Annotated in this window: 21 protein-coding genes; 11 read left to right on the top strand and 10 right to left on the bottom strand. The window is 74.3% G+C overall.

The window, feature by feature from the left end:
• Nucleotides 1–7: 7 nt before the first annotated feature.
• The gene (locus STBA_RS05690) at nucleotides 8–898 is read left to right on the top strand and encodes a DUF4231 domain-containing protein (protein ID WP_077058196.1); all 891 of its coding nucleotides are present in this window, start codon (nucleotides 8–10) and stop codon (nucleotides 896–898) included.
• A gap of 61 nt (nucleotides 899–959) precedes the next feature.
• Here STBA_RS05690 and STBA_RS05685 read toward each other — a convergent pair whose 3' ends face one another.
• The 4 genes from STBA_RS05685 to STBA_RS05670 all read right to left on the bottom strand — a co-directional run bounded on the left by STBA_RS05685 (nucleotide 960) and on the right by STBA_RS05670 (nucleotide 3,450).
• Entirely contained in the window at nucleotides 960–1,226 is a 267-nt protein-coding gene (locus STBA_RS05685; RefSeq protein WP_077058195.1) for a DUF4235 domain-containing protein, read from the bottom strand.
• Entirely contained in the window at nucleotides 1,223–1,543 is a 321-nt protein-coding gene (locus tag STBA_RS05680; protein ID WP_077058194.1) for a DUF3618 domain-containing protein, read from the bottom strand. Before STBA_RS05680 ends, STBA_RS05685 begins: the two co-directional genes overlap by 4 nt.
• Nucleotides 1,540–1,959 carry a phage holin family protein gene (locus STBA_RS05675; RefSeq protein ID WP_077058193.1) on the bottom strand — a complete coding sequence of 140 codons (420 nt, stop codon included), beginning with the start codon at nucleotides 1,957–1,959 and terminating at the stop codon, nucleotides 1,540–1,542. The genes STBA_RS05680 and STBA_RS05675 overlap by 4 nt, the downstream gene beginning before the upstream one ends.
• Before the next feature lie 87 nt (nucleotides 1,960–2,046).
• Nucleotides 2,047–3,450 (bottom strand): APC family permease, encoded by a 1,404-nt coding sequence (locus STBA_RS05670; protein WP_253194549.1) that lies wholly within the window; start codon nucleotides 3,448–3,450, stop codon nucleotides 2,047–2,049.
• Between the two features lie 292 nt (nucleotides 3,451–3,742).
• On the opposite strand from STBA_RS05670, the gene STBA_RS05665 reads away from it, so the two are divergent.
• Nucleotides 3,743–5,080, top strand: a complete 1,338-nt coding sequence (locus tag STBA_RS05665; protein WP_077058192.1) for a cytochrome P450 — start codon at nucleotides 3,743–3,745, stop codon at nucleotides 5,078–5,080.
• A gap of 18 nt (nucleotides 5,081–5,098) precedes the next feature.
• Here the strand turns inward: STBA_RS05665 and STBA_RS05660 are convergent, their stop codons facing one another.
• The 3 genes from STBA_RS05660 to STBA_RS05650 all read right to left on the bottom strand — a co-directional run bounded on the left by STBA_RS05660 (nucleotide 5,099) and on the right by STBA_RS05650 (nucleotide 9,110).
• Nucleotides 5,099–5,851: a 2OG-Fe dioxygenase family protein gene (locus STBA_RS05660; RefSeq protein ID WP_077058191.1), complete on the bottom strand. Its 753-nt coding sequence runs from the start codon at nucleotides 5,849–5,851 to the stop codon at nucleotides 5,099–5,101.
• 134 nt (nucleotides 5,852–5,985) lie between these two features.
• A complete protein-coding gene (locus STBA_RS05655) occupies nucleotides 5,986–7,632 on the bottom strand; it encodes a glycoside hydrolase family 13 protein (protein ID WP_077058190.1) in 1,647 nt (548 codons plus the stop codon).
• 167 nt (nucleotides 7,633–7,799) lie between these two features.
• Nucleotides 7,800–9,110 carry a D-arabinono-1,4-lactone oxidase gene (locus STBA_RS05650; RefSeq protein WP_077058189.1) on the bottom strand — a complete coding sequence of 437 codons (1,311 nt, stop codon included), beginning with the start codon at nucleotides 9,108–9,110 and terminating at the stop codon, nucleotides 7,800–7,802.
• Between the two features lie 52 nt (nucleotides 9,111–9,162).
• Between STBA_RS05650 and STBA_RS05645 the strand changes: the two genes are divergently transcribed.
• The 4 genes from STBA_RS05645 (at nucleotide 9,163) to STBA_RS05630 (ending at nucleotide 13,047) form a co-directional block, all read left to right on the top strand.
• Nucleotides 9,163–10,386 carry an alanine racemase gene (locus STBA_RS05645; RefSeq protein ID WP_077058188.1) on the top strand — a complete coding sequence of 408 codons (1,224 nt, stop codon included), beginning with the start codon at nucleotides 9,163–9,165 and terminating at the stop codon, nucleotides 10,384–10,386.
• A 144-nt stretch (nucleotides 10,387–10,530) separates the two neighbouring features.
• A complete protein-coding gene (locus STBA_RS05640) occupies nucleotides 10,531–11,079 on the top strand; it encodes a snapalysin family zinc-dependent metalloprotease (protein WP_077058187.1) in 549 nt (182 codons plus the stop codon).
• A gap of 214 nt (nucleotides 11,080–11,293) precedes the next feature.
• The gene (locus STBA_RS38660; RefSeq protein WP_253194547.1) at nucleotides 11,294–11,968 is read left to right on the top strand and encodes a ThuA domain-containing protein; all 675 of its coding nucleotides are present in this window, start codon (nucleotides 11,294–11,296) and stop codon (nucleotides 11,966–11,968) included.
• Entirely contained in the window at nucleotides 11,965–13,047 is a 1,083-nt protein-coding gene (locus tag STBA_RS05630) for a Gfo/Idh/MocA family oxidoreductase (RefSeq protein WP_253194544.1), read from the top strand. The genes STBA_RS38660 and STBA_RS05630 overlap by 4 nt, the downstream gene beginning before the upstream one ends.
• Nucleotides 13,048–13,117: 70 nt before the next feature.
• Here STBA_RS05630 and STBA_RS05625 read toward each other — a convergent pair whose 3' ends face one another.
• Both STBA_RS05625 and STBA_RS05620 read right to left on the bottom strand, forming a co-directional pair.
• Entirely contained in the window at nucleotides 13,118–13,618 is a 501-nt protein-coding gene (locus STBA_RS05625; protein ID WP_077058184.1) for a methylated-DNA--[protein]-cysteine S-methyltransferase, read from the bottom strand.
• 146 nt (nucleotides 13,619–13,764) lie between these two features.
• Nucleotides 13,765–14,367 (bottom strand): class I SAM-dependent methyltransferase, encoded by a 603-nt coding sequence (locus STBA_RS05620; RefSeq protein WP_171987650.1) that lies wholly within the window; start codon nucleotides 14,365–14,367, stop codon nucleotides 13,765–13,767.
• 424 nt (nucleotides 14,368–14,791) lie between these two features.
• Here STBA_RS05620 and STBA_RS05615 point away from each other — a divergent pair, with 424 nt between their 5' ends.
• The gene (locus STBA_RS05615; RefSeq protein ID WP_077058182.1) at nucleotides 14,792–15,886 is read left to right on the top strand and encodes an alpha/beta hydrolase family protein; all 1,095 of its coding nucleotides are present in this window, start codon (nucleotides 14,792–14,794) and stop codon (nucleotides 15,884–15,886) included.
• Complete coding sequence (locus tag STBA_RS05610) at nucleotides 15,871–16,443, top strand: hypothetical protein (RefSeq protein WP_077058181.1); 573 nt, start codon at nucleotides 15,871–15,873, stop codon at nucleotides 16,441–16,443. The genes STBA_RS05615 and STBA_RS05610 overlap by 16 nt, the downstream gene beginning before the upstream one ends.
• Before the next feature lie 54 nt (nucleotides 16,444–16,497).
• On the opposite strand, the gene STBA_RS05605 is transcribed toward STBA_RS05610, so the two are convergent.
• A complete protein-coding gene (locus STBA_RS05605; protein WP_077058180.1) occupies nucleotides 16,498–17,610 on the bottom strand; it encodes a histidine kinase in 1,113 nt (370 codons plus the stop codon).
• A gap of 227 nt (nucleotides 17,611–17,837) precedes the next feature.
• Here STBA_RS05605 and pdxA point away from each other — a divergent pair, with 227 nt between their 5' ends.
• The 3 genes from pdxA to STBA_RS05590 all read left to right on the top strand — a co-directional run bounded on the left by pdxA (nucleotide 17,838) and on the right by STBA_RS05590 (nucleotide 20,628).
• Nucleotides 17,838–18,878, top strand: a complete 1,041-nt coding sequence (gene pdxA / locus STBA_RS05600) for a 4-hydroxythreonine-4-phosphate dehydrogenase PdxA (protein ID WP_077058179.1) — start codon at nucleotides 17,838–17,840, stop codon at nucleotides 18,876–18,878.
• A 98-nt stretch (nucleotides 18,879–18,976) separates the two neighbouring features.
• Nucleotides 18,977–19,852 (top strand): helix-turn-helix transcriptional regulator, encoded by an 876-nt coding sequence (locus STBA_RS05595; RefSeq protein WP_077058178.1) that lies wholly within the window; start codon nucleotides 18,977–18,979, stop codon nucleotides 19,850–19,852.
• Nucleotides 19,849–20,628, top strand: a complete 780-nt coding sequence (locus tag STBA_RS05590; RefSeq protein WP_077058177.1) for an SAM-dependent methyltransferase — start codon at nucleotides 19,849–19,851, stop codon at nucleotides 20,626–20,628. The genes STBA_RS05595 and STBA_RS05590 overlap by 4 nt, the downstream gene beginning before the upstream one ends.
• The last annotated feature ends 10 nt before the right edge of the window (nucleotides 20,629–20,638 follow it).

Raw genomic sequence — 20,638 nt, 5'->3', positions numbered from 1 at the left:
TCCGGGGGTGACGAATCCTGGGGGCGACACGGCCGCGCAGGCCGTGTGGGACGAGCAGAGCGTGTGGTCACAGGCGGCGGACCGGCTCAAGCGGGGCATCGACCGGGCGCGTTCCGGCGCGCTGGCCCTCGGGATCGCCGCCGCGGTGTTCGGCACCGCCGCCGCGCAGCTCATGGGATGGAGCCAACTCCTGGGTGGCGCCCTGGCCTTCGGCGCCGCGCTGGCTGCCGGTGTCACCCCGCTGCTGGCCGGGCGGGCCGGGCCCGCGGCGATCGAGCGGTGGACGCGGCTGCGCTCGGTGAGCGAGGCGATGAAGAACGAGGGGTACACGTTCCTCGCGGGCGTCTCGCCCTACCGGGGCGCGGGCGCCACGGAGGCGCTGCGCCGCCGGGTCGAGGAGCTGCGGGCCGAGGCGTCGGAACTGCTGCCGGAGACGCTGGGCCTGCGGCCGGTGCCGCGCGTTCCGCCGCCCGTCACCGATGTCGGCTCCTATCTGGAGCACCGGCTGCTGCGGCAGATCGACGGCTACCACCGGCCCAGGGCCGAGTTGATGCGGCGCAGGCTGGTCCTGGTGCGGCGGGCCGAGCTGACGCTCGGCATCGCGGGCGCGGCACTCGGTGCGCTGGCGGGCGCCTTCGGCGCGGAGCAGGCGGCGGCCTGGGTCGCCGTCACGGCGACCGTGGCGGCCACCCTCTCGGCGCATTCCCTCGCGGCCAAGTACCAGTCGCAGCAAGTGGTGTTCGTGCGGGCCGCCGATGCGCTGCGCCGCCTGCTCGACGAGTGGTCCGCCGGGCCGGCGGCGCGCGGCCCGGAGGCCGAGGACGCGTTCGTGCGGCGCTGCGAGGCGGCCATCGCGGGGGTCAACGAGGAGTGGGTCACCAAGTGGACGGCGCAGTGAGCGCCGCGGCGCCGGGCGGACGGCGGGCCGCTCGCCCGCCGCGGTCGCCCGCCTGCCGCCATCAGCCGGGCCAGGTGCCGGTCGCCCGGTGCACCGCCTTGGCACCGGCGCGGTCCACGGTGGCCTTGACCACGGCGAAGACCGCGCCCTGGGCCGCGGCGGCCAGCCAGATCTCGGGCCAGGAACGGTCGCGGTCGGTGGCGCCCCAGGTGTGCTCCTCGTGCCGCAGGCTCTTCCACCCCTGCTTGAAGACGGCCCCGGCCACCAGCCCGCCGAGCGTGCCGCTGATCAGCCCGACGGGCCGGTAGGCGGCCTTGGTCGCGTTCACCGGTTCCTCCGGCTGCGGCGCCGCATCACGAGGAACGCCGCGGTCGCGACGGCCACCGTCACCGCGGCGACCGGCACGGGGGAGCTGCGGACCAGATGAGTGGCCCGGCCTGCCTGCCTGCGGGCCGGTGCGACCGCCTTGCCCTGCACCTGCCCCCTGAGCGAGGTGGCCTGCCCCTTCAGGGTGGCCGCCTTGCCCGCGACGCGGTCCTTGACGTGGGCCTTCGAGGCCAGTGCGGCCACGGTCCTGCCCAGCTGTTCGCGGGTCCCGTCCACCTGGGCCCGCAGTTCTTCGGTGACCTTGGCGTTGCTCGTCATCGGTGTGCCCTTTCCCTGATCTCGGCCACGTCGGCCTGCACGCTGTCGATTGCCTGTTCCGGCCTGGGCGGCGCGGCCCCGTGCAGCTGCCTCCTGCCCAGGGCGGCCAGCACCGCGGCGCACGCCGCGAGCGCGGCGGCGACGATCAGCGCGGCGGCCCACACGGGAAGTGCCAGCGCCAGCGCGGCGATCGCGGTGGCCGCCAGGGCCTGGAACGCGACGACCGCCACCACGGCCGCACCGCCGTACAGGCCGCCGCCCTTCCCGAACCGCCTGCCCTTCGCGATCATTTCGGCCTGCGCGAGTTGCATCTCCTCGCGCATCAGCTGCGAGAGCTGCCGGGACGTCCTGGAGATCAGTGCCCCGGTCGACTCCTCGTCGAGGCTCCGGGCCGGTTCTTGCTCGGTCTTGGTCATCTCCCTTTCACCCACGTTCCTTCTCTGGCGCTTCCGCGTACCCATGGCCGCCGCGGTCATGCCGATGCGGGGCGAACCGGCGTGCCGTCATGACGGGGTACCTCGTCGCGCGTTCGGTTCGTCGTCCCGCGGGCCCGGTACCTTCCCGCCGGCGTGCCCCGCCTTCCCGGTGCCCCGGAGCGCTCCGCGGCGGCGTGCCGCGAGGCCGCCGAGGAGCGCTCCGGCGCCGATCACCAGCAGTCCGCGCAGCCACACGTCGGCCTCGACCTGGGTGGCCAGGACCACGCACGAGACCACGCCGAGCGCGGGCACCACGCGCGGCACCCGGAAGTGATCCGCGGTGACCCGGTCCTTGCGCAGCGCGAGCACCGCGGAGTTGACGCCCGTGAAGACGACGAGCAGCAGCAGGACCAGCGTGGAACTCAGGGTCGTGACATCGCCCGTGAGCGCGAGCAGCATCGACAGGACGGTGGTGACCGCGATGGCCGCCCACGGCGTGCGCCGGCGCGGCAGCACCCGGGCGAGGCCCGCGGGCAGCAGCCCGTCGCGGGCCATGCCGTAGGCCAGCCGCGAGGCCATGATGCCGGTCAGCAGCGCCCCGTTGGCCACGGCCACCAGGGCGATCGCGCTGAACAGCCGGTGCGGGACGCCGCCCGCCGCGTCGACGACTTCGAGCAGCGGGCCGCTCGACCCGGCCAGTTCGGCCGTGGGCAGGGCGATCCCGGCCGCGAGGCCCACGAGCACGTACATCACGCCCGCCGTGCCCAGCGCGGCGAACAGCGCCCGCGGATAGGAACGCCGCGGATCGTGCGTCTCCTCGGCGAGGTTGGCCGAGCCCTCGAAGCCCACGAACGAGTAGTAGGCGACCACCGCGCCGCCGAGCACGGCCGCCGCCGCCCCGTTCCCCTCCGTGCCCAGGCGCGTCAGATCCGCGTAGTGCCCGTCGCCGCGCAGCGCGATCCACGCCCCGAGGCCGACGATCAGCAGCAGGCCGCCCGCCTCGACCACGGTGGCCACGGCGTTGGCGCGCACGGACTCGGAGATGCCCCGCAGGTTCAGCAGCGCCAGCGCGCCCAGGAACACCACGGCCACGCCGGTGGCGGGCAGGGTCACGAAGGCCGCCAGATAGTCCCCGCCGAAGGCGCGGGCCAGCCCGGCAACGGCGACCAGGCCCGCGGAAAGCATGCAGAAACCGGTGAAGAAACCCGCGAAGGGGCCGAACGCGCGGCCGGTGTAATGCGCGGCGCCGCCGGCCGACGGGTATTTCGTGGCGAGTTCGGCATAGGAGGCGGCCGTCAGCAGCGCGAGCGCCAGGGCCACCAGCATCGGCACCCACACGGCACCGCCCGACTCCGCGGCCACCTCCCCCACCAGCACGTACACTCCGGCGCCCAGCACATCGCCAAGAATGAACAGAAAGAGCAGCGGTGTGGTCAGCGCCTTTTTCAGCGGCGGCGTTTCCCGGCCGGCGGGCCTATCCGGAGAGGTCACGGCGCTCTGTCTGCCCGTTCGGCACCGCCCTAGCCCGCACGGGGCGGGGAACACCGGCCCGCGGAAATGTTCGGCCGACCGCCCGGTACCTGGGTACGGCGCGCTCCTCTTTTTGCGCGCTCCCGCGCGTGCTTCGCGCAGGCCGGGCGCGGGCTGATTGGCCGGGGCGGCGGGGGGACAGGGTGCACCTGGTGCCCCCCGGGGCGGGTGATGGCACGCCCCGGCCGGGTCCGGGGCGGTTCGTTCACCCCGGCACACGGCCACCGCAGTTCGAAGAAAGAAAGTTGAGCACATGAGCGCCGAAGTGACGATTCCGCAGGCGGGCAGGCCGATTCCGTTCCTCGGCCATTCCCTGCGGCTGTTCAGGGACCCGCTGGGCTTCGTCTCCTCCCTGCCCGCCCTGGGCGACCTCGTGCGGATGCGCCTGGGGCCGCTCGCCGTCGTGGTGGTGTGCGACCCCGAGCTGACCCGCCAGGTGCTCGTCGACGACCGCACGTTCGACAAGGGCGGGCCGTTCATCCACCGGGCCCGCGAGGTGACGGGCGACGGTCTCGCCACCTGCCCGCACAGCGCGCACCGGCGCCAGCGCCGGCTGTGCCAGACGGCCTTCCACCGCGACCGGAGTCCCGGCCACGCGGAGGCCATGGCCGCCCGGTGGGACGCCGAGGTCGAGACCTGGCGGGACGGCGAGGAGATCGAGGTGGTGCACGAGATCACGTCCGTGGTGCTGCGCATCGCGGTCGAGACGATGTTCTCCACGCGGCTCGGGCCGCCGACGGCCGCGTCCATCGCGGACGACTTCCGCCTCCTCACCGCCGCGGTCTTCCGGCGCATGCTGACCCCGGCCGCCCTGACCCGGCTGCCGACCCCGGGCAACCGGCGCTACGCGCGGGCGCGCCGCCACCTGCGGAGCACCGTCCGCGGCATCATCGCCGACCGCCGTGCCGAGGACGCCGACCACGGCGACCTGCTGGCCTCCCTGCTGGGCGCGCAGGACCCGGACAGCGCGGCGGAGGGCCACGCCCTGTCCGACGCGGAACTGGCCGAGCAGGTCGTGACGTTCCTCTCCGCCGGCACCGACACCACCGCCAGCACCCTCGCGTGGGCCCTGCACCTGCTCACGCGCCACCCCGGGATCGCCGAGCGCCTGCGGGCCGAGGCCGACGCCGTGCTCGCGGGCGGGCCGGTCTCCGCGGCGCACGTGCCGCACCTGGACCTGACCAGCCGCGTGGTCAACGAAACGCTGCGCCTGTATCCCCCCGGCTGGCTGACCACCCGCCGCGTCACCGCGGACACCGTCCTCGGCGGCGTCGGGCTGCCCGAGGGCACGACCGTGGCCTGGAGCCCCTACATCATCCACCGCAGGCCGGAACTGTACGCGGACCCCGAGCGCTTCGACCCGGACCGGTGGCAGGACTCGCCCCCCGGGCGGTCCGCCTACATCCCCTTCGGCGGCGGCGCCCGCAAGTGCATCGCCGAACGGTTCGCGTTCACCCACGTCGTCCTGGCCCTGGCGGCCATCACCTCCCGCTGGACGACTCAGCCGCTGCCGGGCGCCGAGGTCCAGCCGGTGATCAGAGGCGTGCTGAGCCCGCAGGACCTGCGCCTGCGGCTGCGCTCGCGCCGCTGACCGCGCGCGGCGGCGCGCTCAGCCGGCCGGCGGGGCCTGCCCGGTCGCCGTGAGGGTCACCACCAGAACGTCGCGCCGCGCGGACGCGGTGGCATCGGCCGGGCGGATCGGGGACACGGCGTGCCAGGTGCGCCGGTCGTCCCCGAGCAGCAGGGCCCCCCGTTCGGCGAGCGTCGTGGTCAGCAGCTCCCCGCCGTCCTCGTCGAACACCGCGCTTCGGCCGCCGGTCGCGTTCTCCCGGCCGATGAGCAGCGAGGACACCAGCGTGACCCCGTCCTGGTGCCGGCCCTCCGGCGTCGGCCGCCCCTCGCTGCCGGCCGCGGCGACGACGCGGAACGGGTGGACCTTCACCCGCCACTCCGCCGTGTCGGCGAGTCCGGCGGCCACGTCGGACAGCAGCGCCAGCAGGGAACGCAGCAGCGGGTCGGCCACGAAGGCGTCGGTCAGCGGCTCGAAGTGCCGGTCCCGTTCGACGAACAGGGGGTTGGTGTCCTTCGGCTGCACGAACGCCACATGCGGCTCCGCCGACAGCTCGCCGTCGCCGGTCAGGGTGAAGTCGCCGTAGCGGCGCAGCCGGCAGGTGCCGCCCTCGGCGGCGTACCGGTCCCGCCCCAGTTCCTCCCAGTGGGCGGCGAAACGGTCCCAGTCCGCGGGCCCCGCGCCGAGAGCCGCGGACACCGCCGCGGGCGGCATCAGGTGGGCGCCGGTGGTGGCGAGCGCCCGCCGGACGGCCCCGGTGCCGCTGCCGGCGTCCTCGATCACGTCACTCATGGCATCGACCTGTCCGTACGGGTGGCTCGTCCTGCGCCTCCCATGGTCGGGCCGCCGCCCGCTGATCGCATCCGGACGGGCGGCAGCCGCGGGGCGGTACCGGGCGGGTACCGGGCGCCCGCCCCGCGGCGCGGCTACCCGGCCGCCTCGGGAGTCAGCCAGACGGCGGTGTCCTCGGGCAGGGCGCCGTCGTCGAGCGGCCCGCTGGCGAGCAGGAGCCGTTCGCCGGCCGGCAGCGGCAGCGGCGCGGGCGAGAAGTTCACCCGGCACACCAGGCCGTCGCGGCGGAACGCCAGCTCCCCCTCCCGCGTCGGCAGCCAGTCGAACGAGGCCGCGCCGCGCCGCGTGCGGCGCAGCCGCAGCGCCGTGCGGTACAGCTCAAGGAAGGAGCCGGGCCGCCCCCGCTGCGCCTCCACCGACCGCTCCCCCCAGCCCGCGGGCTGCGGCAGCCAGCCGGTCCCGCCCGCGCCGAAGCCGAACGTCGGCCCCGACCGCGTCCACGGCAGGGGGACGCGGCTCCCGTCCCGGCCCTTGACCGCGTGCCCGGTCCTTTCCCACATGGGGTCGCGCAGCGCGCCGGGGGGCAGGTCGGCGACCTCCGGCAAGCCGAGCTCCTCGCCCTGGTACAGGTAGCTGGTGCCGGGCAGCGCCAGCGTCAGCAGCGCCGCGGCCCGGGCCCGGCGCTCCCCGGTGGCCGGCTCTGGGGCCGGGGAGCGCCCGCCGGTGGCGAGCCAGGCGGCGTAGTCCGTGCCGGGCGGCAGCGCGTAGCGGCTGACGTGCCGGACCACGTCGTGGTTGGACAGCACCCACGTCGGCAGGGCCCCGACCGAACGCGCGGCGGCCAGCGAGGTGTCGATGACCTCGCGGAAGGCGGGGCCGCCCCAGGGGCAGCGCAGGTAGAAGAAGTTGAACGCCTGGTGCAGCTCGTCGGGCCGCGTGTACAGCGGCAGCCGGTGGGCGCTCACCCCGGCCTCCGCCACGGCGATCCGCTGCGGCTCGTATCCGTCGATGACCTTCCGCCAGGCGCGGTAGATCTCGTGCACCTCGTTCCGGTCCCAGAACGGGTGGTCCTCGCCCTCCGGCGGGGCGTTCAGCGGGGCGGTGTCGCGGCCTGAGGTGTCGCGCAGCGGCGGCGTCAGGTCTTTGCAGAGCCCGTGCGCCACATCGACGCGGAAGCCGTCCACGCCCAGGTCGAGCCAGAACCGCAGGGTCTTCTCGAAGTCCGCGGCGACCTCCGGGTGGTCCCAGTTCAGATCGGGCTGTTCGGCGGCGAAGATGTGCATGTACCACTGCCCGTCGGGCACGCGGGTCCACGCGCTGCCGCCGAACTTCGACTGCCAGTCCGCGGGCGGCAGGCTGCCGTCGGGGCCGCGCCCGTCGCGGAAGACGAACCGGGCGCGGGCGTCGGAGCCCGGCCCCGCGGCCAGCGCCTCGGCGAACCAGGGGTGCCGGTCGGAGAAGTGGTTGGGGACGATGTCGATGATGACCTTCAGCCCGAGGCCGTGGGCCCGTGCGAGCAGGTCCTCGAAGTCGCGGAGCGTTCCGTGCCGCGGGTCGACGTCCCGGGGGTCGGCGACGTCGTACCCCGCGTCGGCCCACGGCGAGGGGTAGAACGGGGTGAGCCACACGGCGTCCACCCCCAGGTCCGCCAGGTGGTCGAGGCGGTCGGCGATGCCCCGCAGGTCGCCGATGCCGTCGCCGTCGGCGTCGGCGAAGCTGGGGACGTAGATCTGGTAGACGACCGATTCGCGCCACCAGTCTGCGGTCGTGCTCTGGGTCACGGCTTCCTCTCGTCGGGAGTGTGGGAAGTGCCGGAAGTGCGGTGTGGTGGGTGTGCGCCGTGCTGCCGCGCGCGGCGGTCCCCCCGGGGCCAGCCTTTCACTGCGCCCGGGCAGCCAGGAGACGGCGGCCTCGCGGGAAGAAGTCCGTGCCGCGGGGCACTTCGGACTCAGGGGGTGCCGAGCACCCGGTCGAGGTAGGAGTTGGCGAAGGTGCCGTCCGGGTCCGAGGCGGCGCGCACCCGGCGGAAGTCCTCGAAGCGCGGGTATCTGCCGGCCAGTTCTGCGGCCGTCAGCCAGTGCAGCTTCCCCCAGTGCGGTCGTCCGCCGACGGCGTCGGCGATGGCCGCGACCGCGCGGAAGTACCGTTCGTGGGGCAGCCGGTGGTACTGGTGGACCGCGATGTAGGCGGTGTCCCGGCCGTACGCCGTGGACAGCCAGAGGTCGTCCGCGGGGGCGAAGCGCACCTCGGCGGGAAAGGCGATGTGCTCGCCGGAACGGTCGACCCAGCGGCGCACGGCCGTCAGGACCCCGGCCAGGGCCTCCCGGGGCACGGCGTACTCCAGCTCGCGGAAGACGACGCGGCGCGGGGAGGTGAAGACGCGGTACGAGGCGTCGCTGTAGACCCGGGGCGCGAGGGCCCGGGCGGCGACGGCGTTCAGGCGGGGTATCGCGCGCGGCACGGCCGTCCCGAGGCGGTTGACGCCCTCGAAGAGGGTGTTGGAGAGAAACGTGTCATCGAACCAGGCACGCCCCCGGCCCAGGGGCCGCACCGGCGCGCCGGGCGGCAGCCGGTTGTTGCGCTTGGTCAGCGTCCGGTCCGTGTGGGGGAACCAGTAGAACTCGAAGTGCTCGTTCGCCGCGGTCAGTTCGGCCAGGCCGCCGAGGACGCGGCCGAGCCGCATCGGCACCTCGACGGCGCGCAGCGCGAAGGCGGGCTCGCAGGCGAGGGTGACGCGGGTGAGGACCCCGAGCGCGCCAAGACCGATGCGGGCGGCCCGGAACAGCTCGGGCCGCTCCCGCGCGGAACAGCGCACGGCCGAGCCGTCCGCCAGGACCAGCTCAAGATCCACGACCTGCGCGGCCAGGCTGCCGGAGCGGGCGCCGGTGCCGTGGGTGCCGGTGGAGATCGCGCCCGAGACGGTCTGCCGGTCGATGTCGCCGAGATTCGTCATGGCCAGCCCGTGCGCGGCCAGCACCCGGTTCAGCCGGTGCAGCGGCATGCCCGCCTCGACCGTCACCAGGCCGGAGCGGGCGTCGACACGGACGGTGCGGTCCAGCGCGTCCATCCGCAGGTGCACGCCGTCGGTCACGGCGGCGCCGGTGAACGAATGGCCGCTGCCGACCGCCTTGACCCGCAGCCCGTCCCGCACGGCGCGTGCGACGGAGTCCGCCACCTCCTCGGTGCTGCCCGGCCGTTCGGTGCGCACCGGATGGGCGGTACGCGTTCCCGACCAGTTGCGCCACCCGGCTGCCGTCATGGTGCGCAAGTGTCTTACCAGCACGGGCACTCGTCAATTACCGTGCTGTCGTATGAACGCGCCGACCGCGTCCGGCCTCACGGCCCTTCCCGGGCTCGCGCGGGCGACGGCCGCGCTCGAGCCGCCGTTCGCGGTGGTCGACCTCGCCGCCTTCCGGGCGAACGCCGACGCGCTGACCCGGCGGGCCCTGGGCAAGCCGGTCCGGGTGGCGAGCAAGTCACTGCGCTGCGCGGGCCTGTTGAACGAGGCGGGGCGGCAGCCCGGCTTCCGCGGCGTGCTCGCCTACACGCTGGCCGAGGCCCTGTGGCTGGCGGGGAAGGACGAGGCGGGTGGCGGCGACATCGTGGTGGCCTACCCGACGGCGGACAGGAGCGCGCTGCGGCGCCTGGCGGGCGAGGAGCACCTCGCGCGGCGCGTGACGCTCATGGTCGACTCCGTGGAGCACCTGGAGTTCCTGCGGTCGGCCGCCGCGCCCGTTCCTGAGCGCCCGCTGCGGCTGTGCCTGGAACTCGACGTTTCGCTGCGCCTGTTCGGCGGCCGGGTGCACATCGGCGCCCGCCGCTCCCCGGTGCGCAGCCCGGCCGACGCGCTCGCGCTGGCCCGGGCCGTCGCCGCGCGGCCCGGGTTCCGGCTGGCCGGGATGATGGCGTACGAATCGCAGATCGCGGGCATCGGCGACGCCCCGCCCGGCGCGCCGCTGCGCGGCCTCGCGGTCCGGGCGATGCAGCGCAGGTCCGCGGCCGAGCTGGCCGGGCGCCGCGCCGCGGCGGTGGCGGCCGTGCGGTCCGTCGTGGACCTGGAGTTCGTCAACGGCGGCGGCACCGGCAGCGTCGAGCGAACGGCCGCCGAGCCCGCCGTCACCGAGATCGCGGCGGGCTCGGGCCTGTACGGGCCCGTGCTGTTCGATGCCTACCGCGGCTTCCGGCCGCGGCCCGCGGTGTACTTCGTGCTGCCCGTGGTGCGGCGCCCGGGGCGCGCGGTGGCGACCGTGCTCGGCGGCGGGTGGGTGGCCTCGGGCGTGCCCGGCTGGGACCGGCTGCCGCGGCCCGCCTTCCCCGCCGGTCTCTCGTACCGCAGTCTGGAGGGCGCGGGCGAGGTGCAGACGCCGCTCACGGGCCGGGCCGCGGACGGGCTCGGCATCGGGGACCGGGTGTGGTTCCGTCACGCGAAGGCCGGGGAGCTGGCCGAGCACGTCAACGTGTTCCACCTGGTGGCGGGCGACCGCGTGGTGGGGGAGATGCCCACCTACCGCGGCGAGGGTTTCGCGTTCCTGTGAGGGCGTGCTCGGGGGCCGCCGGGCGGGCCGATTGGCGGGGGCGGCGGATGGGCAGATGACAGCTGTTCCCGTTCGTTTCCGTTCGGCTCCCTTCCTTGTTCATGTCATGGACATGATCTACCGTCCCCCCACAGGAGGTTGACCGTGAGACTTAAGCCCGCCGCCCGCGCCCTGGTCGCCGCGCTGGTGACCGTCCTGGCCCTGACCTGGACGGCCGGCCAGGCATCGGCCGCGCCGTCCGCCGCCGCGGTGGTCGTGACGTACGACACCTCGCGCGCCGCCGAGTTCGTCGACGCCGTCCACAGCGGCGCCGCGGTGTGGAACGAAAGCGTGGCGAACGTCCGGCTCGAACCGGCGGCCCCCGGCGAGGACGCCAACGTCGAGATCATCGCCGACGACGGCTGGCCGCGCGCCCTGACCACGAGCCTGGGCAACGGCACCGTGTGGATGGGGCGGCAGGCCGTCGACCAGGGCTACGACACCACGCGCATCGCCGCCCACGAGCTGGGCCACATCCTGGGTCTGCCCGACATGAAGCCTGGCCCGTGCAGCAGCCTGATGTCCGGCTCCACCGGCGGCGTCTCGTGCACCAATCCCTACCCCGACGCCGCCGAGCGCGCGGAGGTCGAGGACAACTTCGCCGCCGCCCTCGCGGGCGCCGCGGCCCACGGGCCGCGCTTCCACCGGAACTGACTGACCCCGGCGCCGATCCCGCCGCCCCCGCCGACCGGTCGGCGGGGGCGGCGGGGCGTGGCGGGTGTGGCGGGTGTGGCGGGTGCGGCGGGTGTGGCGGAGCGGAGGAGCTTCGCACCATTGACCTGCTTCTCCCGGTCTGCCTAGCATGCCGCCCGAACAAATGCCCGGCTTTGCATGGGTATTCACGCCGCTAGCCGAAAGGCGCCGCATCTTGAACTCCCCACCGGTCCGTCACGCCCTGATCGTCCGTGGCGGATGGGAAGGCCACGCCCCCGTTCAAGCCACCGACCTCTTCCTGCCGTTCCTGCGCGAGCAGGGCTTCGACCTGACCGTTTCCGACACCCTCGACGCCTACCTCGACGCCGAAGCCCTCGCCGCCACCGACCTCGTCGTCCAGTGCTGGACCATGGGCGAGATCACCCGCGAGCAGTCGGCGGGGCTGGCCGCGGCCGTCGCAGCGGGGACCGGTCTCGCGGGCTGGCACGGCGGCATATGCGACGCGTTCCGCTCCGACACCGGCTACCAGTGGCTGACCGGCGGGCAGTTCGTCATGCACCCGCCGGAGTTCGTCGACCACACCGTGGACATCGTGCCCGAACGGGCCGGCCACGCGATCGTCAAGGGCCTGCCGGACGCCATCCGCGTGCACACCGAGCAGTACCTCGTCCACACCGATCCCGCCGTCGACGTGCTGGCCACCACCACCTTCGCCGACGCCGACGGCATCCCCGCCCCGGCCCGCGGCGCCACCTCGGCCGCCGTCTGGACCCGCACCTGGGGGCTCGGGCGGGTCTTCGTCAGCACCATCGGCCACAAACCCGACGACCTGGAGGACCCCACCGTGCGCGAACTCACCGAACGCGGTCTGCTGTGGGCGGCCCGGTGAGCCCCCTGCGGGTCGGGGTCGTCGGCACCGGTGTCATCAGCCGCGCGTACCTCGGCCACCTCGACGCCCACGGCCGCGACGGCGGCCTCGCGCTGACCGCCGTCGCCGACCTCGACCTGGAACGCGCCGCCAAGGCCGCGGCCGGCCGCCCCGGCGTCCAGGTCCGCACCCCGGCGGAGCTGTACGCGGCGGACGACGTCGACGTCGTGCTCAACCTCACCGTCCCCGCCGCCCACACCGAGGTCGCGCACGCCGCGATCGCCGCGGGGAAGCACGTCTACAACGAGAAGCCGCTCGCGCTCGACCGCGCCGCGGGCGCCGAGGTGCTCGCGGCCGCCCGAGCCGCGGGCGTGCGCGTCGGCTGCGCCCCCGACACGGTGCTCGGCAGCGGCGTGCAGACCGCCCGCGCGGCCGTGGCCGCCGGCCACATCGGGCGGCCCGTGGCCGCCACCGCGTTCTTCACCACGCCGGGACACGAGGTCTGGCACTCCGACCCCGAGTTCTACTACCGGCCGGGCGGCGGCCCGCTGTTCGACATGGGTCCTTACTACCTCACCGCCCTGGTACACCTGCTCGGCCCGGTCACCGCCGTGACCGGGGCGGCGTCGCGGCCCACCGACCTGCGGACCATCGGCTCGGGGCCGCGGGCGGGCCACACGTTCCCCGTCGAGGTCGACACGCACGTCACCGGCGTGCTCACGCACGCCTCGGGGGCGCTGACGACGCTGCTGATGAGCTTCGACACGCACGCCGCCCACCTGCCGAGGATCGAGGTGCACGGCACCGGCGGCAGCCTGTCGGTACCCGACCCGAACGGCTTCGACGGACCGGTCGCGCTGCACGCCGCCGGCACGGGGGAGTGGCGCCAACTGCCGCCGACCCACGGCTACCGCGTCGCCGGCCGCGGGACCGGCCTCGCCGACCTGGCCGCGGCCCTGGCCGCGGGCACCGCGCACCGGGCCTCGGGCGATCTGGCACTCCACGTGCTGGACACCATGCAGGCGCTCCTCGAATCCGCCGCGGCGGGGCGGCGGGTGGAGATCCGCACGGAGTGCGCCGTTCCCGACCTCGTCGGCTGAACGGCACGCTCCGCCGCACGCGCACGCGCCGCCGCACGCGCCGGTCCGCGTGCGCGTGCGGCGGGCCGGGTCAGAACAGCCGCTCCTCCCGCACCCGGGCCGGCTCCTCCAGGTCCAGCAGGAAACGCTTGCGCTCCAGGCCGCCCGCGTACCCGGTCAGCGCCCCGCCGGCGCCCACCACCCGGTGGCAGGGCACGACGATCGACACCGGGTTGCGCCCGTTGGCCGCGCCGACCGCCTGCGCGAGCCCCGGATCGCCCAACTCCCCGGCCAGCGCGCCGTAGGTGCGCGTCTCCCCGAACGGGATGTCCACCAGCAGCCGCCACACCCGCTGCTGGAAGGCGTTGCCCTGCGGCGCGAGGGAGAGGTCGAAGCGGGTCCGCCCGCCCGCGAAGTACTCGGCGAGCTGCGCCCGCACCTCCTCGAAACCCGCGTCGGTCCGTTCCCCGAACGCGGACACCGCGGGCATGCGCAGGTGCCCCTCGAAGTACAGCCCGGTCAGCGCGCCGTCCACGGCGACCGCCGTCAGCTCGCCGAGCGGTGAATCGATCACCGTATGTGTCGTACTCATGGCGCCTTCCTCCCGGTTGTCCCCCGCGTGCCGCTCCCCGGCCCTGCGCGCAGGTCGCCATCGCCTTCAGGGAGAACGCCGGGAGGGCCAGGAATTATCCACCAAGGCCGACCGTCCGACGGACCCGGCCCCTGCCGGTCGGGGGCTCAGACGGCGGGCTTGTGCCAGCGAGCCGTCTGCATGCCGGGCCACACATCGTCGAGGATTTCCACGCCGGGCAGCGCCGTGGAGTATTCCCGCACGAACTCCGTATGGCTCAGCTTGGTGCTCTGCTCGCTGATCCGGCCCCAGTTCTCGTGCATGAACAGTTGCAGTGCCTTCACCGAGTTTTCCACCCGCCCGGTCACGTCGTAGGCCACGCGCGCGAACTTGAACGCGAGATCCGCCTGCATGTCCGGCCGGTCCGGCTCGATCATGTTCTCCGGATCGGAGATGACCAGCGTGCCGCCCGGGGCGACGAGCGCGGCGAGATGGGGAAGAATCTGCCGCGGCTCGCCCATCAGGAACACACAACTGAATGCGAACACCAAGTCGAAGGTGCCGTCCTTTTCCGGCGTCATATCGAAGGCGTCGCGCACCTGGTAGGTCACATTCGGCCGGGCCCGGTCGCGCTGCGCGATGTCGATCATCGTCGGGGCCGGATCGGTGCCGACCACCTCGTCGAACAGCTCGGCCAGCGTGGTGGTGTGACGCCCCGCACCGCAGCCGATGTCGAGCGCCCGCTTGCCGCGCGGCAGATGGGCGGACATCCAGGTACTGAACGGGGCCCGGGACGCCTCCAGCGCGGCGCTGCACTCGTCGTACAATTCTGCGACTCCGTCGTACAAATCCGCGAGCGTGAGCGCATTCGGCTCCGTTGAAGACATGATGACCCGCTCCGATTCCTGCGTCCGAGGTGGAACTTCAGATTAACGTCGCCCCGGAAACGGTGGCACCGTGCCTGCGGAACACGGCGGAAAACCTACGCGTGCACAGGGGATGCCGAACGTCGTCCCCCCGGCTCCGCGCGCCCCCGCGCGGTATCGGATGTGCCGGGCGGCGCCCGGGCGTTCCCCCGGGCGGGGGATTTCCGCGAAGACCATCTTGATGGCCGGGAGTGCGGGGCACAAAATGCGGAACCCGTAAGGCATCGGCGTTCCCTTCCGGGGAATGCCATGCGACCGCGAGGGACGAATGAATCCGAGGCATGCACGCTTCAGCCGCCCGTGGTGCGCGCTGCTCTGCGCGGTGTTGCTGGCCCTGCCGGCGGTCGGCGGCAGCTCCGCCGCCGCGGCCCGCCCCGACGGTGCGACCGTCGTGGCGCGCGAACGCAGTGGCCAGCGGACGCTGGACCTGACCATCGACTCGCCGGCGCTGGCCGAGGAGGTGAAGACCCGCGTCCTGCTGCCGCCGGGATACGCGGATCAGCCGGACCGGGTGTGGCCGGTGATCTATCTGCTGCACGGCTGCTGCAGCGGGCCGGGCTTCGACGACTGGACGTCCTCCGCCGACGTGGCCGGCCTCACCGCGGGCACCGAGGCGCTCGTCGTGATGCCGGAGGGCGGCCCCGTGGGCTACTACACGAACTGGTGGAACGCTGGGCGGGGCGGGCCGCCGGCCTGGGAGACGTTCCACCTGGTCGAGTTGCCGCGCCTGCTGGCCGGGGAGGTGCGCGCGGGGAGCGCGCGGGCCGTGGCGGGCGCCTCGATGGGCGGGACGGGCGCGCTGGAGTACGCCGGGCGGCACCCCGGTTTCTTCCGCGCCGCGGCCTCCTACAGCGGGCGGCTGGACACCAGGGCCGACGCGGTCGCGGTGATGCGCCGCCTGGAGGATTTCGGCCACGACCCGCGGGCCATGTGGGGCGACCCCGAGGCACAGGCCGGGATCTGGTCGGCCCACAACCCCGTCGAGGTGCTGGACCGCCTGCCGCGCGGCTTCCCCGTGTACGTCTCCAGCGGGGACGGCAGCCCCGGCCCGCTCGACCCGCCGGCCGCGGGGCACGACCGGCTGGAGCGGCAGTTCGGCGGCATGGCACAGGAGTACGTGGCGCGGGCGCGCGGGCACGGTCTCGCGGTGACCGCCTCCCTGTACGGCCCGGGCCGCCACCACTACGGCTACTGGGAACGCGAGTTCGCCCGTTCCCTGCCCCTGCTCGCCGAGGCCGTCGGCGCCGGTTCGGCCGGAAACACCCGCGGGCCGGCCGACCATGCCGTCCCCGCCTGGGTACCCGGGTCGTGGCACCTTCCCCCCGGGCGCGCTGAAGGGACGAGGCGATGGCAGGAACGGTGAGGCGGTGGCGCCGACGGCGCAACCCGCTGCGGCGCACAACGGACGTGGCGGAGGCGTGGGTCGGGTTCGCGGCGGTGGCGGTGATGGCCGTGGGCGCGCCCGCGGCGGGCGTCGCCACCGCGGTCGCGGTGGGCGACGCGCTGCTGGAGCAGGGACGCGAGGCGCGCCAGCAGCGTGCGGTCGTACTCGAACGCGCCCCCGTGCCGGCCGTGACGGGTGCGGCGGTCGCGGCGGGCCGGATGCGCGCCGTGGTCCGCTGGACCGAACCCGACGGCACCGTGCGCGTGGACCAGGCGCGGGTGGCCGACGGCACGGAGCAGGGCACGTGGGTGACGGTGTGGGTGGACGGCCGCGGCAGGCCGACCGGTTCACCGGCCGCACCGGCCGAGGCGTGGTTCGGCGCGACGACGGCGGGCTCGGCCGCGGCGGTCTGCGTCGGCCTCGCGGCGGCCGGTGCCCGTATCGCGGTACGCGCCCACCTCGACGCGCGCCGCTTCGCGCGCTGGGACCGGGAGTGGGCCGAGATCGCCCCCCGCTGGAGCCGGCCGGTGACCTGACCTGACCTGGCCAGGCCCGACCGCGGCCCCGTATCCCCGCGGCCCGAGCCCGGATCAGCCGGGCCAGGGCAGCCAGGCGGTCAGCAGGAAACGGTCGCCCGCCTGCCGGTGTTCCAGGCGCCCGCCCGCGAGCGATGCCCGTTCAGCGAGCCCGATCAGCCCCTGGCCCGCGCCCGGGATCGGCCCCCGCGGGCTGCCGCCCGGGGCCGGATTGCACACTTCCACGGTCAGTCCCGCGCCGGGGCCGCCGCTCACCGTCACGGTCACCGGGGCGTCCCCGGCGTGCTTGCGGGCGTTCGTCAGCCCCTCCTGCACGATGCGGTACGCGGTCCGCCCGGCCACGGGCGGCGCCTCGTCCGGCGCACCGACCCGCTGGTCGAGGGCGACGCTCATGCCCGCCGCGCGCGACTCCGCCGCCAGCCGCTCCAGATCCGTGAGCACCGGCTGCGGGCGGTCCCCGTTCTCCGGCCGGCGCAGTACCCCGATGACCTCCCGCAGATCCTGGAGCGCCTGATGGGCGCTCTCCCGGATCACCCCGGCGGCCCGCTGCACCTCGGCGGGCGGCGCCCCCGGATGGAACTCCAGCGCCCCCGCGTGCACGCTCAGCAGCGACAGGCGGTGTGCCAGCACGTCGTGCATCTCCCTGGCCATGTCCTCCCTGGCCTGCCGCCGCGCGTCGACCGCGGCCCGCTCCGCCCGCTCCCGCAGCGAGGCGATGAGCTGACGGCGTGAGCGGATGTACAGTCCCCAGCCGATCGACCCCAGGATCAGGAAGAAGTAGACGGCGCCCCGGGCGAAGCGGTCCGGCTCCGGCTCCAGCACCTGGCGCACCACGACCAGCGGGGCCGGTGCCATCGTGATGGCGGCCACCCACGCCGTGACCCGGGGCGGGCGGTGTGCGGCCACCGTGAACAGCGCGACCAGCGTCGGCCCCGTCAGCAGGTGCGCCCAGGTGCCGGCGAGCACGAGCACCACCGCGAGGGCGACCGGCCACCTGCGCCGCACGAACACCGCGGCACAGGCCAGCGCCCACAGCGTGTCCTCGACCGCGCGTGCCGTATCGGACAGGTCGGCGGGCAGCACCGAGTCGGCGATGAGTATCGAGAAGACGACCGCGAAGAGGCAGAACGCGGCGTCGACCAGCCAGTTTGTCAGCTTGCGGCGCATGACTCCCGAATCTACGGCCGACCGGGGCCGCGCGGAGCCGCCCGGCGCGCATCCGAGACCTTCGGACGACACCCGTCCACCCGCCGAAGACTTTGGTCGTGCCGCTCGCGTACCGTGCCGCCGGACCGCGCGGTCCGCGGTGTCCGGGGCCCGGCCGCTTGTTCGGCGCGGTTCCGCCGGGGCATCATGACCGCCGGTTTCCGTCCACCAGCCCCGCGGAGGAACGTATGACCCGTCCCGTTCTGGCCCTCACCCTCGGCGACCCCGCCGGCATCGGCCCGGAGATCACCGCGGGCACCCTCGCCGCCGTCGCGGGTGAGGAAGGCCACCACGGGGTCGCCGTCGGCGACGCCGAGGCACTGCGCCGCGGCGCCAGGGCCGCGGGCGTGGCCGCCGAGGTGCGCGAGATCACCGACTTCGGCACCGCACCGGCGGGGCCCGGCGTCATCGACGTGCTCGACACGGGCGTGCTCGGCGACGACCTGCCGCCGTTCGGCACCGTCGACGCCCGGGCCGGCCGCGCCGCCGTCGCCGCGATCGAGACCGCCACCCGCGCAGCGCTCGACGGCGCCGTCGCCGGCGTCGTCACCGGGCCCATCAACAAGGAGGCCATCTGGCAAGCCGGTTCGAAGCACCTCGGCCACACCGAGATGCTGGGCGAGCTGACCGGCGTCACCCGCCAGGACACCATGTTCGTCGTGCGCAACACCGCCGCCGAGGGGCACCACCTGCGCATCTTCTTCACCACCAGGCACCTCTCCCTGCGCAGCGCTCTCGACCGGATCACGCGGGAGAACGTGTTGCGCGCCATCCGCGAGGCCGCCACCGCGCTGCGCGTCTTCGGCGTCCCCGAGCCGCGGCTCGCCGTCGCGGCCCTCAATCCGCACGGCGGTGAGAACGGCGCGTTCGGCGACGAGGAGATCGTGCACATCGGCCCGGCCTGCGAGGCGGCCAGGGCGGAGGGCCTCGACGTCACCGGTCCCGTCCCCGCCGACTCCGTCTTCCACCAGGGCCTCACCGGCCGGTACGACGGCGTGCTGTCCCATTTCCACGACCAGGGCCACATCCCGGCCAAGACCTACGACTTCGACGGCACCATCTCCGTCACCGTCGGCCTGCCGATCCTGCGGACCTCCGTCGACCACGGCACGGCGTTCGACATCGCCGGCACCGGCACGGCGGACCACGGCACCATGCTCTCCGCCTACCGCGCCGCCGTCGACTACAGCCCCGCCGTCCCCCTGATCCGCCGCACCTACGGTTCCTGAGCCCATCGGGCCCACTCTGTCCGCGGCACTTTGCAACACGCACAAAGTGATTTAATGGCCGGGAAGTTCGACCCGCTCGCCAATCCGGCAGGAGGGGCATGTCACGAGCCCGCTCTGGCGCCACGTCCGCCCTTCGTCTGCTCGCGGCGGACCTGCGTGCCCGCCGGGTCGCGGCAGGCGTGACCATCGCCACCGCGGCCGAGAAGCTGGACGTCCATCCCACGACGATCCGCAGACTCGAAGCGGCGAAGCACACGTTCAAACCGGCCACCGTCGCCCACCTCCTGCGGATCTACGGGGTTCCCGAGGAGGAGGTCGACCAGATCCTGGCCCGGCTCTCCGCGGCGAACACCCCGGGCTGGTGGCACGACTACCGCGATCTGCTGACCGAGGACCAGGCCGACCGGCTCGACTTCGAGTCCTCGGCCTCGCTGATCCGCGCTTACGCGCCCGGCCTGGTGCCCGACCTGCTCCAGACCGCGGACTACGCCCGCGCCCTGCTGCGGATGCAGCACCCGCGGGAGGACCAGCGGTGCCTCGACCGCCGTGTGGGGCTGGCCGAGGCACGCAAGCGCGCCGCGTTCGACCGCGAACGGCCGCTGCGCTACTGGTGCCTGATCGAGCACGCGGCGCTGCACCGCGTGGTGGGGGACGCGGAGGTGATGCGCGGGCAGCTCGACCATCTGAACGCGATCGCGGGCGACCTGGCCTCGCTGATCAAGATTCAGATCATGCCGCTCACCACGCCGCCCCATCCGATGCTCGCCAGCGGGGCGGTGGAGATCGTGCGCTTCGACCACCGGTACCTCGCCGACCGGCTCGTGGTGCGCGGCCTGCACCAGGCCGCCGCCACCATCACCGACGACATCGACGCCGTGCGGGCCTTCAACCGGGCCATGGACACGGCCTGTCTGGCGGCGCCGCGCCCCACGGCGCCCATCCCCATCCCACTCACCTGCGGAGGCGAGCGATGACCCAGCAGAACCACCCGCCCCAGATAGACACCAGCGTCCCGCACTCGGCCCGCATCTGGAACTGGATACTCGGCGGCAAGGACCACTTCGAGGCGGACCAGCGCCTGGGCGAACACCTGGAGCAGCACTATCCCGAGGCGCTGAACGTCGCGCGCGCCTCCCGCGACTTCCTCGGCCATGTCGTCACCCACCTCGTCGCCGAGGAGGGCGTGCGGCAGTTCCTCGACATCGGCACCGGCCTGCCCACCGCCGACAACACCCACGAGGTCGCCCAGCGGGCCGCGCCCGAGAGCCGGATCGTGTACGTGGACAACGACCCGCTGATCCTGGTCCACGCCCGCGCCCTGCTCACCACGCACCCGGACGGCGCGACCGACTACGTCGAGGCCGACGTGCGCGACCCGGACACCGTGCTGGCGGAGGCCGCGAAAACGCTGGACTTCGACAAGCCCGTGGCCCTGATGCTGATGTCGATGCTCGGCCACATCCTGCCGGACGAGGCCGCGCTGCTGGTCCAGGAGTACACCCGGCGCCTGCCCTCCGGCAGCTTCCTCGCCACCTGCGACTCCATCGCGGCCCCCGAGATGATCAAGCTCAACGAGGACTACGCCGCCACCGGCGCGGTGCCCTACCACTGCCGCACCGAGGAGCAGCTGGCCGCCACCGCCGAGGGGCTCGAAATCCTGCCGCCCGGGGTCGTTCCGCTGAACGAGTGGCGCACGGAGACGCCGGGCGAGTTCACCTACCAGTGGGGTCTGCTGGCGCGCAAGCCATGACCCGGCCGTG

This window comes from Streptomyces sp. MP131-18 (assembly GCF_001984575.1).
Taxonomy (GTDB): Bacteria; Actinomycetota; Actinomycetes; order Streptomycetales; family Streptomycetaceae; genus Streptomyces; species Streptomyces johnsoniae.
This window is presented reverse-complemented; position numbering and strand designations above follow the sequence as displayed.

Bases quoted from the DNA above. Each gene is read 5' to 3' on its own strand.
- STBA_RS05590 (WP_077058177.1), top strand. From the start codon at position 19,849: ATGACCCAGCAGAACCACCCGCCCCAGATAGACACCAGCGTCCCGCAC.
- STBA_RS05620 (WP_171987650.1), bottom strand. From the start codon at position 14,367: ATGTCCGCCCATCTGCCGCGCGGCAAGCGGGCGCTCGACATCGGCTGC.
- STBA_RS05615 (WP_077058182.1), top strand. From the start codon at position 14,792: ATGAATCCGAGGCATGCACGCTTCAGCCGCCCGTGGTGCGCGCTGCTC.
- STBA_RS05595 (WP_077058178.1), top strand. From the start codon at position 18,977: ATGTCACGAGCCCGCTCTGGCGCCACGTCCGCCCTTCGTCTGCTCGCG.
- pdxA (WP_077058179.1), top strand. From the start codon at position 17,838: ATGACCCGTCCCGTTCTGGCCCTCACCCTCGGCGACCCCGCCGGCATC.
- STBA_RS05650 (WP_077058189.1), bottom strand. From the start codon at position 9,110: ATGACGGCAGCCGGGTGGCGCAACTGGTCGGGAACGCGTACCGCCCAT.
- STBA_RS05680 (WP_077058194.1), bottom strand. From the start codon at position 1,543: ATGACGAGCAACGCCAAGGTCACCGAAGAACTGCGGGCCCAGGTGGAC.
- STBA_RS05675 (WP_077058193.1), bottom strand. From the start codon at position 1,959: ATGACCAAGACCGAGCAAGAACCGGCCCGGAGCCTCGACGAGGAGTCG.
- STBA_RS05645 (WP_077058188.1), top strand. From the start codon at position 9,163: ATGAACGCGCCGACCGCGTCCGGCCTCACGGCCCTTCCCGGGCTCGCG.
- STBA_RS05610 (WP_077058181.1), top strand. From the start codon at position 15,871: ATGGCAGGAACGGTGAGGCGGTGGCGCCGACGGCGCAACCCGCTGCGG.
- STBA_RS05665 (WP_077058192.1), top strand. From the start codon at position 3,743: ATGAGCGCCGAAGTGACGATTCCGCAGGCGGGCAGGCCGATTCCGTTC.
- STBA_RS05605 (WP_077058180.1), bottom strand. From the start codon at position 17,610: ATGCGCCGCAAGCTGACAAACTGGCTGGTCGACGCCGCGTTCTGCCTC.
- STBA_RS05660 (WP_077058191.1), bottom strand. From the start codon at position 5,851: ATGAGTGACGTGATCGAGGACGCCGGCAGCGGCACCGGGGCCGTCCGG.
- STBA_RS05625 (WP_077058184.1), bottom strand. From the start codon at position 13,618: ATGAGTACGACACATACGGTGATCGATTCACCGCTCGGCGAGCTGACG.